Consider the following 14,124-nt stretch of genomic DNA (forward strand, 5'->3'; position numbering starts at 1 on the left):
TCATGGGGTCTCTGCCCCTTTTTGTTATCGCCGGGATGGCCGATCCCGCTGTTGGTGGCCGGCGTATCAGATGTCGAGCATGTCAGATGTCGAGTACGTCAGATGTCGAGTACTAGGCTGGCTGTCTTCGCGCCCGAACAGCAGACCATGATGGAGCGATTGCCCGCCTTTTCGTCTTCGCTCAGAAAGTGATCGCGGTGGTCGGGAATGCCGCCCAGAACCTTGACCTCGCAAGTGCCGCAGACGCCTTCGGAGCAGGCGAAGCCGACATCGACCCCGGCGCCGAGCAGGGCATCCAGCATCGTCTCGCCCTCGCTGACCGTCAGCGTCTTGCCGCTGCGCGCGAGTTCGAGGGTATAGCCGCCCTCGGTCGCCAGTTCTGTCTCGGCCGAGAAGTATTCGATATGGGCATGGCCCTTGGGCCGCGCGGCATTGGTCGCGACAAATGCGTCGAGCATGCCGTTCGGGCCGCAGCAGTAGAGATGCGCATCGGCGGGGGCAGCGGCACAGATCGCGGCAAGGTCGAGCCGCTGCGCGCCGGGCATTCCGTCGTAGACGACGTTGACGCGGTCATGGTCCTCGATCCGGTCGACGTAGGCGGCGCGCTCGGGCGTGGCGGCGACATAGTGCAGTTCCCAGGAGCGACCCAGCTTTTCGAGGCGGGCGATCATGGGCAGCATCGGCGTGATGCCGATACCGCCGGCGACCAGCACGGTATGCGCCGCATCCTCCACCATCGGGAAGTTGTTCTTGGGCTCGGAAATCTCCACGCGCTCGCCCACCCGCCATTCCTGGTGGATGTGCTTCGAGCCGCCGCGACTGTCGATCGCGTGGTGAACGGCAATCTCGTAATAGCCGCGAATGGCGGGATCGTTGACCAGCGAATAGCTGCGAGCAAGGCCGGGCTTGAGCTGGACGTCGATATGCGCGCCGGGTTCGAAGGCGGGCAAGAGGCCGCCGCCGACGGGTTCGAGCACGTAGGAATTGATGCCTTCCGCTTCCCAGCGAATGGTCCGAATGAATGCCTGCATCACACTCTCCTTGAGGCACGATGCGTCCGGTGGCCACCCCGGTGCGCGATGGATCGGCGCCCGATGGAGACCCTCATGCGTCTCGTCACCCTCTGTCCTTTTCTATCGGGCGGGACGGTGCATGGATCGCACCTTCCCGCCGGTTTTCATTACTCTGCCGCTTCTGCCGTTTCAGGCCAGCGGACGGCCTTGGCAAGCGCGGACTCGTAGGCGTTCTGCAGGCTGTCCTGCGGATCGTGCAGGAACGATCCGGCGCGGGCGCGGTAGAAGATCGAGGGATCCTCGACGCCCGGCGGCACCACGCCCTTGTTGGCGAAGGCGCGCGCGGCGATCAGCGCGCGCCGACGGACGCGGGCGATCATCTGGTCGGTAGGGGCCAGGTTCTCGAAGCTGTGGTCGGTGATCGGACCCATGCTCTCCGTCACCGCTTGGTCCTGCATCGTGATATTGGCGATGCCGGTGAACTGGGTGCCGTTGCGCTGGGATTCGCGGTCGATAGCCCAGTCGTTGGCCTCGCTGTCGGGCGAGCGCCAGCGGCCGAACCAGTCGGTGGTCTGGGGCGCATATTCCAGCGGGCCGAACAACGGCGTGCCGTCCTTGAGCGTGGACGTATAGGCCGGGTTGCCGGCATCGACGCCGCAAGTGATGTCGAAGAGCATCGAATGCTCGTCGTCCATCGGCACCCAGGCGCGGGCGATGGCGCGGGTGGCGAAACGGTTGTTGGGGGTCTGCGTCCAGAACGGGAACATGTAGTGCGCCACGCGCCACGACATCTGCCCATCGTCGTTAGGGCGGTAGCCACCGTACATTACGCCCCAGTCCGACTGGAGCACTTCGTATTCGGGTGCGCGGTTGAGCACGGTCGGGCGCATCGGGTGATCTTCGTCGAGATCCTCGGCTTCGATCGAGCCGACGTGGAGGAAGCCGACGTGGCTGGTGTCGATGTCGCCTTCCAGCGCCTGGAGCCAGTTGCAGTCGCGCTGGAGGCACCAGATCTCGGCATCGGCGTGCATGGTCGCCTCGATCTCGGGAAGCGGCGGCGGGCTCGCCTGGTTCTCGCCCATGTAGACCCAGATCAGGCCGTTCGCCTCATGCGTCTTGTAGGCCTTGGCGTGGACTTTTTCCTTGAAGTCCATGCGGGCGGGCACCGAGGGCATGTCCACGCACTTGCCGTCCACGTCGAACTTCCAGCCGTGATAGACGCAGCGGATGCCGTTCTGCTCGTTGCGGCCGACGAACAGCGAGGCGCAGCGGTGCGGGCAGCGGTGGTCCATGATGCCCACCCGGCCGGAGCTGTCGCGGAAGGCGATCAGCTTTTCGCACAGGATCATCAGGCGCACCGGATCGCCGTCGGCCTTCACCTCGGAGGAGAGGCAGGCAGGCATCCAGTACTGCCGCATGAAGGAACCCATGACGGTTCCGGGGCCAACGCGGGTGAGGTCGGTGCTGTCTTGTGGCTGCATGGTTCAGGCTCTTCCTTGGTCGTCTTCGATCGCCTCGACCGTCCTCCTGAAGCTTGTCCTTCAGGTGAGGAGGCGGCGGTTCTCGTTTGCCCATTCGAGCTAGCCGCAGATTTCCGTCAACCCCAATCGGAATATGGTCTTACCATTCGAAAACCGGGATGAAACTATTGCAAGGCTTGGCGTTTGCCGCTTCTCAGCGTCTCAAGGCGGCAGGGAAGCCGCGATAAAGCCCTTGGGGAGATGCCATCCATGACATTCAAGTATATGACTTCCGCGGCCGTTTGCGCCCTGTCTACTATAACGATTGCACCGGCTTTCGCGCAATCGGAGGCCCCCGCGGGCGCCGCGCCGGCCGAACCCATGGCCGACAATGCCGGTGCCGCTCAGCGCCCTAGCGTCGATTCGCAGGATATCATTGTCACCGCCCAGCGCCGCGCCTCCACCGTGCGCGAGGTTCCCTTCTCCATTGCTGCGTTCGGCGGCGAGCAGCTCCGCACCGATCAGGTGTTCAGCCCCACCGCTCTCACGCAGCAGATGCCGGGCATCACCATCAACACCTCGGACAAGTCGCTTTCGATCGTGGCGATTCGCGGCAACGTCTCCACGTTCCGCACGGCGACGCTGGACACCCCGGTCGCCTATTTCATGGATGACATCTACTATGTGTTCAACAACGACCTGAACGCCAACTTCTACGATATCGAGCGTGTCGAAGTGCTGCGCGGGCCGCAGGGCACTCTGTTCGGCCGCAACGTGGTCGGCGGTGCCATCGCGGTCATCAGCAAGAACCCGGAATTCAAGGACGACTACTTCCTCCAGGGCACCGGCGGCAACGCCGGCTACTTCCGCAGCGAAGGCATGGTGAACACCACGCTCGTAGAGGACAAGATTGCCGCGCGCTTCTCGTTCAGCACCGAGACTTCGGACGGCCAGATCGATACGCCCAACCAGTCGGGCAGCTACGGAAAGACCGACGGCTATGCCATGCGCGGCAAGCTGCTGTTCCAGCCCACCGATACGCTGAAAGTCGTGCTTTCGGGCGATTACAGCTACACCAAGGGCAATGGCGGCGCCATCGGCCTGGGGATCGGCGGCAACCAGGTCGTGCCGGCGACCTTCGGTAACTTCACCAATGACGAGTGGGTGAACAACGACTATGCGGCCTCGCCCTATCGCCAGCGCCTGCGCGGCGGCTATCTGCGCGGCGATCTCGACCTGCTGGGCGGCACGCTGACTTCGATCACGGGCTACCGCATGAACGACAGCCGGGCGACCAACGACGACGTGCCGGTCGGCACCGAAGTGCCCGTTTTCGACCGCCGCCAGGTGGTGCGCAACCGCAGCTTCACGCAGGAAGTGCGCTTCGCTTCGGCGCCGGGCGTGCTGTCCTACGTGGTGGGGGCCTATTACCTCTCGGCCGACGTCTCGACCGAGAATATCTTCAATTACAGCCCGCTGCCCGGCTCGGCCGTGCCCGCCAGCATCCGCCGCAATCCCGGTGTGACCAACATCACCCGCGTACAGGACGGCGACGTGCGCAGCCTGGCGGTGTTCGGGGAGGCGACGCTGAAGGTCACCGACCAGATCTCGGTCGTGGCGGGCGGGCGTTACACTTCAGACCGCAAGAAGATCGACTACCATGCCTTCTCGACCACTGATGCGGGCGCCATCCCGGGCTTCGGATTCCCGGGCGAAGTGATCGCCTCGGGCGGGAAGACCTGGAACGCCTTCACCCCGCGCTTCACGGTCAAGTACGAGCCTTTCGACAAGGTCAATCTCTACGCGACTTACGCCAAGGGCTTCAAATCGGGCGGCTTCGTGGACAACGCCTATCGCGATCCCACCATCCCGCTCGCACCCGAACATGCCGAAAACTACGAAGTCGGCGCCAAGACCCGCCTGTTTGGCGACATGCTGGACTTCAACGTCGCCCTGTTCCACCAGAAGACCAAGGATCTCCAGAACTTCTCCGGCGCAGGCGGCATCGCCCATACCTACAACGGCACGCTCAAGATGAAGGGCTGGGAAATCGAATCCGTGCTGCGGCCGATGGACGGACTGCGCCTGACGGGGAACTATACCCACCTCATCGGCAAATATACTTCGCTGGAAGACCCGCTGGTCGGCCTCGACTACTCCGGCAATCCCGCGAAGTTCGCGCCGCGTGACGCCTTCACCATCGGTGCGAGCTATCAGGCACTTCTCGGCAATGGCGCCAGCCTGACACCGCAGGTGGACTTCAACTATTCCGCGCGCATCTCGACCGACGATGCGAACACGCTGCGCCTGTACCAGAACCTCTACGACGATACCCGCGGCCGCACGCTTAACGCGCGCCTGAACTACGAGTCTTCCGATGGCCGTCTGACCCTGGGCATCTGGGGCAAGAACCTCACCAACAACTACCAGATCGTCAATGCCGACGACATCACCGCCTTCCTCGCGGTGCCGGGCAACGGCACGACCTACTGGAAGATCTTCACCAACACGCCGCGCACTTACGGCATCACTCTCAGCATTCGGCGCTGACGGCCTGGCGGGGAGCGGTGCGCCGTTCCCCGCCTTTTTCAATGAAATTCAGGTATCAAGGAAATCGTGATGACCGTGCCGACCCAGCTTCCTTCCAACGGCAGCTTCTCCTTCTCGGGGCGTACCGCGCTCGTCACCGGCGGGGGGCGCGGGGTGGGCGAGGCCGTTGCGCGCGAGATCCATGCGGGCGGGGGCAGGGTGGCCGTAAGCGACCTCGACCTGGACGCTGCCAAAGCGGTGGCGCGCTCGCTCGATCCTTCGGGCGAGACGGCCATGGCTTTCGCCCTCGACGTTCGCAGCAAGGACGATTTCCTCTCCGCGCGTGACCGGATCGCGGACGCGTGGGCGCGGGTCGATATCGTCGTCAACAACGCCGGTCTCGCGCGCCGCACGCCGACGCAGGATATCAGCCCGGAGGAATTCGACGAGATCGTCGCCATCAACATGCGCAGCGTGTTCCTCAGCTGCCAGATCTTTTCCGAGCACATGAAGGCGAACGGTTATGGCCGCATCGTCAACGTCACTTCGCTGGCGGGCCAGAACGGCGGCACCGTCGCCTCGCCGCATTATGCGGCCTCGAAGGCGGGCGCGATCATGCTCTCGAAGTACTTCGCGCGTTACCTGGCGGGAACCGGCGTGACCGTGAACGCCATCGCGCCCGGCCCGATCGACACCGCCAAGGGGCGCCTTTCGGAAGAACAGATCGCCCGCGTGGAGGCGGAAGTGCCGGTCGGCCGCTTCATGGAAGTGGGCGAGATCGCCGCTGCCGTCGCGCTGGTCGCCTCGGATCGCGGCGGGTTCTTCGTGGGGGCCACGCTCGACATGAACGGCGGCCTCTACCTCCGGTAAGCGCATGGCATGCCGGCGCTCGTCCCGCTTTTCCAATGGCTTTATTCAATTGCGATTGGAGGCGGGATTTCCGCCGGGATAGCTTCTATCCGTAAAGCAATCCGGACGGCGGCAAGACCGATCCGGACAAGGAGAGTCTCATGTTCATTCGCAACACCTGGTACGTCGCCGCCTTTGCTGCCGAGATCGAGCCCGGCAAGACCCTGGCGCGGCGGTTTCTGAATGAACCGGTCGTGCTCTTCCGCACCTCGGACGGCCAGATCGCCGCGCTGGAGGACCGGTGCAGTCACCGCGCCATGCCGCTGAGCGCGGGCCATGTCGAAGGCGATGTCATCCGCTGCTGCTACCACGGCGTCGAATTCAACCGCCTCGGTGCCTGCACGCGCATCCCCAACCAGACCCGCATTCCGCCCTCGGCCAATGTCCGCCACTATCCGGTGCTGGAAAAGGATCACCTGATCTGGATCTGGATGGGAGACGAGGCGCTGGCCGATCCCTCCACCGTGATCGACAGCCCCGAGCACAACGATCCGGCCTGGACCTGGCGCCCCTACAACTTCCATGTGAAGGCCGACTGGCAGCTCATCATCGACAACATCATGGACCTGACGCACGTCCCCTACATCCACGTGCGTACCATCGGCGGCAACCCGGAACAGCATTACGGTGCCGACACCAAGGTGGAGTTCGACGGCAACAAGGTCACGCTGCTGCGCAAGATGCCCAACTCGGTTCCGCCGCGCTCCTACATCGATGCAGGCGGCTTCAAGGGCCGGGTCGATCGCTGGCAGGAAGTGCGCTTCGAACCGCGCGTGGGCATGACCTGCCGCGTCAATGCGGGCGGCTGCGATGTCGGGACCGGAGCCTACGAAGGCAAGCGCGATAACGGCTTCATGCTTGCCAACAATCATTTCATCACGCCTGAGACCGACCGGTCCAGCCACTACCTCTGGACCATCTGCACCACCGCCTCGAAGGAAAGCGGCGTGCCCGAGGTGCTGTTCGACCAGTTCTTCGACACCATTACCGAGGACGAGGAAACGCTGCAGGCCCAGCAGCTGCGCATCGATGATGCACCGCATCGCGGCTTCGTGGGTATCGCCAGCGATGGTGCGGTCAATCAGGCCCGCCGCGTCCTGAGCAATCTGTTCGAGGCGGAGCAGGGCGAACTCGTCGCCGCCGAGTAATGCCTGCCGGTCTGGGTGAGGCCAGTTTGAGCGAGGCCGGAATCGGTGCCCGCGCGAGGGTGCCGATCTGGCTGCTTGGATCGATGACACTGAGCGGAACGCTCGGCATCCATATTTTCGCCCCTGCGCTGGTAGTCGCCGCGCAGGCCTTCGGTGCTCGCAACGCCGAACTGCAACTCGGTATCAGCCTCTACATCTGGGGTCTCGCCTTCGGGCAGCTCGTGCATGGCCCGCTGTCCGACCGCTTCGGCCGGCGGCCTGTCCTGATCGGCGGCAGCGCCGTCTTCACATTGGCAAGCCTCATCGCGGCAACGGCGTTTTCGGCGAGCTTCTTCAACGTGTGTCGGTTCGCGCAGGCGCTGGGCGGCAGCGCGGGAATGGTGATCGCCCGGACCATCGTGCGTGACGTAAGCACGCAGGAAGGCTCGACCGGCAACCTCGCCAAGCTCAACCTGATGATTCTGGTCGGGCCGGGGCTGGGCCCGGTGATCGGTGGGTTCCTGGTCACTCACGCGGGCTGGCAATCCATCCTGATCCTGCTGGGACTGTCGGGCGCGCTCAACACTGCTGCAATTGTCTCGCTCCTGCCGGAGACCGGTACGCCGCGTTCGGCAACGACACGGGGCGTGCTGGGAAACTATGCGCGGCTGGTCACCTCGGGTCATTTCGCGGCCTACGCGATCGGCGGCGGCTGCGTCACTACCGGCTGGTATGCCTTCCTCAGCGCTGCGCCGCTCATCTACCAGCAGCGCTTCGGACTGACGCCCGATGCGAGCGGCATGCACCTTGGGGTGGTGGTGGCCGGGGCCTGGATCGGCAGTTTTACCGCCTCGCGGCAGAGCCAGCGCTGGTCGGCGCCCCGGATGCTGGCACTGGGATGCCGGCTGTCGCTGGGCGCGGCCTTTGGGCTGCTGGCGGCATTCCTTTCCGGCCTTGCCAGTCCGGTCCTCGTGACGGGGCTGATGTTCCTCTTCACCTGCGGCGTCGGTCTTGCCGGACCGGCGGCACTGGCGCTGGCCACGTCCGTCGATCCCGCCGCCTTCGGATCGGCTTCGGGGCTTTATGGAGCGATCCAGATGGCCGTTGGCGCGCTGGCGGCGGCAGGGGCAAGTTTCGGGCGAGACGGCGCGATGACGGCCATCGCGATCCTGATCGGCTGCGAGATCGCCGCGCTGTGCCTGTTCGCAGGCCGGGCGCGCCGCATTGCGAAGGCCCCCGTGCCATGCTCTAAACGTGCCCATGAAGATGCGTGAGCTTGAACAACGCACCGGCGTGCATCGGGAGGTGATCCGCCTCTATTTGCGCAGCGGTGTCATCCCGGAGCCGGACCGGCCCAAGCGCACGGTCGCGATCTACCGCGAGGATCATGTCCAGGCGATCGCCACGGTCCGCAAGCTCCAGCATGAAAGTCGCCTCAGCCTGTCGCAGATCAAGGCGCTGATGGAGGGCGGCGGCCAGCAGCCCCGTGTCGATACGACGGCGCTGGACCAGCTGGAACAACTCGTGGCGCACCGCGCGGGCGAGGACCAGGGGCCGGTCACGGTCGCCTCGCTGCTGGAAACCTATCCTTCCGCCGCCGAGGATACCCGCATCCTCGCGGCCATCGGCGTCCTTGCGGTGATTGAGACGCCCGACGGCGATGCACTATCCATTTCCGATGCTCAGATGGTCCGCATCTGGGGGGACATGCGCAAGGCCGGCTTCGACGCGCATCTGGACTACACCCCCGAGGTGCTGGGTTTCTATGTCGAAGCGGCGGACTTCGTCGGCAAGTGGGAAGCCACGACCTTCCTCGAACGCGTGACCGGGCGGGTGGAAGTGGGCGAGGCGGCCGATCTGGTAGAGCAGGCACTGCCGCTGATGCTCGATTTCTTCGGTGTCCTGCGCCAGCGCGCGTTCTTCCGTCACTTCGACGCGATCAGGGGGCAGGCGGAAGCCTGAGACCGGACAGCCTTCGAGGCCGCCCGGTCCATCGGGTCACATCGTCAGCACGGCCTTGACGCAGCGGCCCGCGTGCTGGTCTGCAACGGCCTCGTTGATCCGGTCGAGCGGATAAGTGCGGATCATCCGGTCGAACGGGAAGTGCCCGGCGGCATGGAGTTCGATCAGTCTGGGCAAGAATTCCTGCGGGTCGGCGTTCCCTTCGGTCACCCCGCAGACCTTCAGGCCGAGCGAGAGCATGTGCAGGAGATTGAGCGAGATTGCGGCGTCCGCGCTGCGCGGTACGCCGACCATGGCGAGGCGCCCCAGCACGGCCATAGCGCCCATTCCGTCCTCGATCACCCCCGGCACGCCCGAGGTGTCGAGCATGGCTTTGGCGCCTGACGGCAGGATGGCACGGACCTGCTCGGCCAGCGGTCCCTCAGCGGGATCGAGGGCATGGGTTGCGCCAAGATCGAGCGCCATCTCACGCCGCGATGCAAGCGGGTCGGAGACGATGATCGCGTGCGCTCCGGCATAGGCAGCGGCCATCACCCCGCTCAGGCCCACCGGCCCGGCGCCCGTCACCAGCAGGCTCTCACCCGGCTTGACATCAAGGGCGTTGAGCACGGCACCCGCCCCGGTCATGATCCCGCAGCCGAGCGGCCCGAGCAGCGCCAGCGGCGCTTCCCTGGGCACTTTCACCAGATTGCGCGCGGCGGCGATGGCGTGAGTGGCGAAAGACGATTGCCCGAAGAAATGGCTGCTGACGTCGTGGTCGCCGTCGTGGATGCAGGTGCTGCCGTCCATCCGGCGCCCACCGAAATTCAGCGCGGCGAAGTCCTGGCAATAGGCGGGTTCGCCGGCGTCGCACTGCGGACATGCCCGGCATGCGGCGAAGCCCAGGATGACGCTGTCACCCACTTTCAGCGTCGTCACTTCTGCTCCCACCTCCTCAACGATTCCCGCACCCTCATGACCCAGAACGGCGGGTAGCGGCACCGGCAGGATCTGGTCGCGCACGACGAGGTCGGTATGGCACAGGCCCGTTGCGACGACTTTCACGAGCACTTCGTCGGGTCGCAGCCCTGAAAGCGTGAGCGTCTCGACGGCGAAGTCCTCGCCCGGGCGGTGAACCACTGCTGCACGAATTTCCATGGCGCATCTCTCTCCTATTCGATCTTCGCCTCGCCATTCGATTAGCGGGATGGTCCTATGGCTGATCGGTGCTTTGGGCACCGGGAAACAGCCATTCTTGGCATTTCATCCCTCGAATGGTCGGACCTATATCTACGATTGACCTCGGGCCCTGTCTACAGTTACGTGTATGTAACACGCAATTGACGGCGGAACCAACCGCCCGAGGGAGAGCCCATGACCGTTTCGCTCGATACCGAGAGCTGCCCCGTCATACCGGAGGAGATCGCGCGCATCGTGATCTCGCCCAAATCCTACACCGACGACGTGCTGATCTACGGCACCTTCCGCTGGCTGCGCGAGAACATGCCGCTGGCCAAGGCGCACGTCCCGGGTTTCGATCCGATCTGGATCGTCACCAAGCACGCGGACATTCGCGAGGCCGAGCGCAATTCGAAGCTGTTCCGCAACGCCGATTTCAACCCGGTGCTGAACGACCGGGCCTCGGATGAATTCACCCGCTCGATCAACGGCGGATCGACGAAAATCATTTCCTCGCTGACCTACATGGATGGCAAGGAACACGCTTCCTATCGCAACCTCACGTCGAACTGGTTCCTGCCGGGCCGGGTCAGCCAGCTTGAGGAACAGGTGCGCCGTCTTGCGCGCCAGTCGGTCGAGAACCTGCTCAGCTTCGATGGCGAGTGCGATTTCGTGCGTGACTTCGCGCTGCACTATCCGCTCCGGGTGATCATGACGCTGTTCGGTGTTCCGCCCGAAGACGAGCCGCGCATGCTCAAGCTGACGCAGGAATTCTTCGGCGTCCACGACCCCGAGGAGCAACGGCCCGAGATGGTCGCCGACCCGGTGGCCGGGGCAAAAATGTGGGCTGCTGCGCTGGAAGACTTCTACGCCTATTTCGACGATCTCAGCGCCAAACGCCGTGCGGAACCGACCGACGACCTGCTTTCGCTGATCGCCAATTCCCGCATCAACGGCGAGCCGATCCCGCGCGCGGAGGCCAATGGATACTACGTCGCCATCGCGACGGCCGGACACGATACGACTTCGTCCTCGACCGCCGGCGGCCTGCACGGCATGATCGTGAACCCGGAGAATTTCGCCAAGGTGAAGGAGGACCCCGGCTTGATCCCGAGCCTGGTGGACGAGGCGATCCGCTGGACCAGTCCGGTCAAGCACTTCATGCGCAATGCGGCGGAGGATACAGTCCTGCGCGGGCAGTCGATCAAGGCGATGGACCGCCTGATGATGTGCTACCCCTCCGGCAACCGTGACACCGATGTGTTCGTCGATCCCGACCGTTTCGACATCACCCGCTCACCCAATCAGCACGTCGCCTTCGGGTTCGGACCGCATATGTGCCTCGGCCAGCACCTCGCCAAGCTGGAGATGCGGGTGCTGTTCCAGGAGCTGCTGCCGCACCTGAAATCCGTGGAACTCGCGGGCGATCCGCGCCTGGTCGAGACCAATTTCGTCGGGGGCTACAAGTCTCTGCCGATCCGCTTCGTCAAAAATTGAGGAGTACCGGCCCGGCATGGGACCGGGCCGAGACAAGAACAGTCCGGCGCAAAAGCGCGGACATACGGGAGAGGTAAGAACCATGAATCGCAACGTCTTGTTGATGGCAGGCGCGTCGTCGCTGGCAATCTCGGCACAAGCTCATGCTCAGGAATCGGCCCCCACCGGGGGCATCCAGGAGATCGTCGTCACGGCGCAGAAGCGCTCCGAGGCGATCAACGACGTGCCGCTTTCCATCACCGCGGCTTCCGGCGAAAAGCTGCGCGATCAGGGCATCACCAATGTCGGCGATCTGGTGAAGATCGTGCCGGGCTTCAACTATACCGAGAGCGCCTACGCCACGCCGGTCTACACGCTGCGCGGCGTGGGCTTTTACGATACCAGCCTGGCCGCGAAGCCCACCGTCAGCATATATCAGGATCAGGTGCCGCTGCCGTTCTCGATCATGACGCGCGGCGCGACGCTGGACCTCGAACGCGTGGAGGTGCTGAAAGGCCCGCAGGGCACGCTGTTCGGATCGAACGCGACGGGCGGCGCGATCAACTACATCGCCGCCAAGCCGACCTCCACATTCAAGGCCGGTGTCGATGCCGGCATCCAGAACTTCGGGGAAATCACCGCAGGCGGTTATGTCAGCGGCCCGATCTCCGACACGCTGAGCGCCCGCGTCGCCGTGCGCACCGAGCAGGGCGGGGCATGGCAGCGCAGCTATACGCGCGACGACAAGCTGGGCGACCGCAACTTCACCACCGGGCGCCTGCTGCTCGATTTCCAGCCCGCCGACAGCGTGCGTTTCGAACTCAACCTCAACGGCTTCATCGACAAGAGCGATGGACAGGCCGCGCAGCTTATCGGCGTGGTGCCGCTCGGCAATCCGGCGCGGCTCGGTGATCTTGCGACTTATCCGATCGCGCCTGCCAACAACCGCGATGCCGACTGGACGCCGGAGCAGGCCCCCAAGCGCGACGACTGGTTCTATCAGGCTTCGCTGCGCGGCGACGTGGACCTCAGCGACGATATCACACTGACCTCGATCACCAGTTTTTCGAAGTATCACAACGACGCCGATATCGACCCTGACGGCGTGGCGCTGCGGGACTACTTCTACAACACCACCGGCAAGATCACCGCGCTGTCTGAGGAACTTCGCCTTCAGGGCAAGACGGGCGGCCTCACCTGGATCATCGGTGCCAATTACGCGCGCGAAAAGACCTATCAGCAAGATGACGCCGGACCTTACGATCAGTCCACATCGGCCTATAACTTCGTGGATGCCGGACTGGGCGTGCCATTCTTCGTCTACAGCCAGTATGCGCGGCAGAAGTTCGTCAACAAGGCCGTCTTCGCCAATCTCGACTACGACATCGGGGACATGGTCACGCTACACGGCGGCATTCGCTACACCGATACCAAGATAGACTTTGCCGGATGCACCGCCGACCGTGGCTTCGCGCTGGGCCAGGGCATCCAGAACCTGCTCAACGCGATACGCGGCGGGGCTGGACTGGACCCGATTTCGATCGCGCCCGGTGCCTGCGTCACCATCGACGCTTCCACACTGACGGCAGTCGAAGTGCAGGATAGCCTGGACGAAGACAACGTGTCCTGGCGCGCGGGCGTGGATTTCAAGCCTTCGAAGGACGCGTTGCTCTACGCCTCGGTCAGCAAGGGCTACAAGTCGGGCAGCTTCCCGTTGCTCTCGGCCAGTGACGCCAACCAGTTCGCGCCGGTCAAGCAGGAATCCGTCACCGCCTATGAAATCGGCGCCAAGCTGACGCTGCTGAACAGGACCGCGCAAGTCAACGGCGCGGTATTCTACTACGATTACAGCAACAAGCAGTTCAAGGGCCGGGTCGTAGCCGATCCGAACATCTTCGGTCCGCTGGAAGCGCTGGTGAACGTGCCTAAGTCCCGCGTCCAGGGCGCCGAGATCCAGCTCGACCTTGCCCCCACGGACGGACTGCGCGTCTCGATCGGGGCGACCTACCTCGATACGAAGATCAAGGGCAGCTTCGTCAACTACGATTCCTATGGCAATCAGGTCGACTTCGGCGGATCGTCGTTCCCCTATACACCGAAGTATCAGATCGTGATCGACGGGCAGTACGATTGGGCATTGGGCGATACCATCGGTGCGTTCGTCGGCAGCAACCTCAGCTTCCAGAGCGATACCAAGGCGGTTCTCGGCGATGCGCGTGAGACGCCTTCGGCAGAACTGACCAGCAGGGGTGGGCTGACCATCGCAGACTATACCCTGATCGACCTGCGCGCCGGCCTCAGTTTCGACGACAAGCGCTACAAAGTGACCGCTTTCGTGCGCAACCTGACCGACAAGTATTACTGGTCCAACGCCACCCGCATCACTGACACGACCGTGCGCTTCGCCGGTCGGCCCCGCACGTATGGCCTGACCGTGTCGGCCAGTTTCTAAAGCTCCTCCCCATGAGCCGCGCCGGGGTCGATCTCGGT

General features: G+C 64.0%; 10 protein-coding genes. 7 read left to right on the top strand and 3 right to left on the bottom strand.

The window, feature by feature from the left end:
- Positions 1 to 98: 98 nt before the first annotated feature.
- Both AC1VV3_RS16985 and AC1VV3_RS16990 read right to left on the bottom strand, forming a co-directional pair.
- A complete protein-coding gene (locus AC1VV3_RS16985) occupies positions 99 to 1,031 on the bottom strand; it encodes a PDR/VanB family oxidoreductase (protein ID WP_482963001.1) in 933 nt (310 codons plus the stop codon).
- Positions 1,032 to 1,180: 149 nt separating this feature from the next.
- Positions 1,181 to 2,494 carry a Rieske 2Fe-2S domain-containing protein gene (locus AC1VV3_RS16990; protein ID WP_243654191.1) on the bottom strand — a complete coding sequence of 438 codons (1,314 nt, stop codon included), beginning with the start codon at positions 2,492 to 2,494 and terminating at the stop codon, positions 1,181 to 1,183.
- A gap of 249 nt (positions 2,495 to 2,743) precedes the next feature.
- On the opposite strand from AC1VV3_RS16990, the gene AC1VV3_RS16995 reads away from it, so the two are divergent.
- The 5 genes from AC1VV3_RS16995 (at position 2,744) to AC1VV3_RS17015 (ending at position 9,000) form a co-directional block, all read left to right on the top strand.
- Positions 2,744 to 5,023 (top strand): TonB-dependent receptor, encoded by a 2,280-nt coding sequence (locus AC1VV3_RS16995; protein WP_482963002.1) that lies wholly within the window; start codon positions 2,744 to 2,746, stop codon positions 5,021 to 5,023.
- Positions 5,024 to 5,092: 69 nt separating this feature from the next.
- Positions 5,093 to 5,872, top strand: coding sequence for an SDR family NAD(P)-dependent oxidoreductase (locus tag AC1VV3_RS17000; RefSeq protein WP_482963003.1), 780 nt, complete (start codon positions 5,093 to 5,095; stop codon positions 5,870 to 5,872).
- A gap of 140 nt (positions 5,873 to 6,012) precedes the next feature.
- Positions 6,013 to 7,059: a Rieske 2Fe-2S domain-containing protein gene (locus AC1VV3_RS17005; RefSeq protein ID WP_482963004.1), complete on the top strand. Its 1,047-nt coding sequence runs from the start codon at positions 6,013 to 6,015 to the stop codon at positions 7,057 to 7,059.
- A gap of 26 nt (positions 7,060 to 7,085) precedes the next feature.
- Positions 7,086 to 8,312: a Bcr/CflA family efflux MFS transporter gene (locus AC1VV3_RS17010; protein ID WP_482963005.1), complete on the top strand. Its 1,227-nt coding sequence runs from the start codon at positions 7,086 to 7,088 to the stop codon at positions 8,310 to 8,312.
- Entirely contained in the window at positions 8,299 to 9,000 is a 702-nt protein-coding gene (locus tag AC1VV3_RS17015; protein ID WP_314466127.1) for a MerR family transcriptional regulator, read from the top strand. Before AC1VV3_RS17010 ends, AC1VV3_RS17015 begins: the two co-directional genes overlap by 14 nt.
- 36 nt (positions 9,001 to 9,036) lie before the next feature.
- Here AC1VV3_RS17015 and AC1VV3_RS17020 read toward each other — a convergent pair whose 3' ends face one another.
- Positions 9,037 to 10,137, bottom strand: coding sequence for an NAD(P)-dependent alcohol dehydrogenase (locus tag AC1VV3_RS17020; protein WP_482963006.1), 1,101 nt, complete (start codon positions 10,135 to 10,137; stop codon positions 9,037 to 9,039).
- A 216-nt stretch (positions 10,138 to 10,353) separates the two neighbouring features.
- Here AC1VV3_RS17020 and AC1VV3_RS17025 point away from each other — a divergent pair, with 216 nt between their 5' ends.
- Both AC1VV3_RS17025 and AC1VV3_RS17030 read left to right on the top strand, forming a co-directional pair.
- Entirely contained in the window at positions 10,354 to 11,655 is a 1,302-nt protein-coding gene (locus AC1VV3_RS17025) for a cytochrome P450 (RefSeq protein WP_482963007.1), read from the top strand.
- An 82-nt stretch (positions 11,656 to 11,737) separates the two neighbouring features.
- Positions 11,738 to 14,086 carry a TonB-dependent receptor gene (locus tag AC1VV3_RS17030; protein ID WP_482963008.1) on the top strand — a complete coding sequence of 783 codons (2,349 nt, stop codon included), beginning with the start codon at positions 11,738 to 11,740 and terminating at the stop codon, positions 14,084 to 14,086.
- Positions 14,087 to 14,124: the final 38 nt, after the last annotated feature.

The sequence above is a fragment of the Novosphingobium sp. BL-S-34 genome (assembly GCF_056857015.1).

Coding starts and splice junctions, on each gene's coding strand:
- AC1VV3_RS17015 (WP_314466127.1), top strand. CDS start 8,299: ATGAAGATGCGTGAGCTTGAACAACGCACCGGCGTGCATCGGGAGGTG.
- AC1VV3_RS17030 (WP_482963008.1), top strand. CDS start 11,738: ATGAATCGCAACGTCTTGTTGATGGCAGGCGCGTCGTCGCTGGCAATC.
- AC1VV3_RS17000 (WP_482963003.1), top strand. CDS start 5,093: ATGACCGTGCCGACCCAGCTTCCTTCCAACGGCAGCTTCTCCTTCTCG.
- AC1VV3_RS17020 (WP_482963006.1), bottom strand. CDS start 10,137: ATGGAAATTCGTGCAGCAGTGGTTCACCGCCCGGGCGAGGACTTCGCC.
- AC1VV3_RS16985 (WP_482963001.1), bottom strand. CDS start 1,031: ATGCAGGCATTCATTCGGACCATTCGCTGGGAAGCGGAAGGCATCAAT.
- AC1VV3_RS16995 (WP_482963002.1), top strand. CDS start 2,744: ATGACATTCAAGTATATGACTTCCGCGGCCGTTTGCGCCCTGTCTACT.
- AC1VV3_RS16990 (WP_243654191.1), bottom strand. CDS start 2,494: ATGCAGCCACAAGACAGCACCGACCTCACCCGCGTTGGCCCCGGAACC.
- AC1VV3_RS17025 (WP_482963007.1), top strand. CDS start 10,354: ATGACCGTTTCGCTCGATACCGAGAGCTGCCCCGTCATACCGGAGGAG.
- AC1VV3_RS17005 (WP_482963004.1), top strand. CDS start 6,013: ATGTTCATTCGCAACACCTGGTACGTCGCCGCCTTTGCTGCCGAGATC.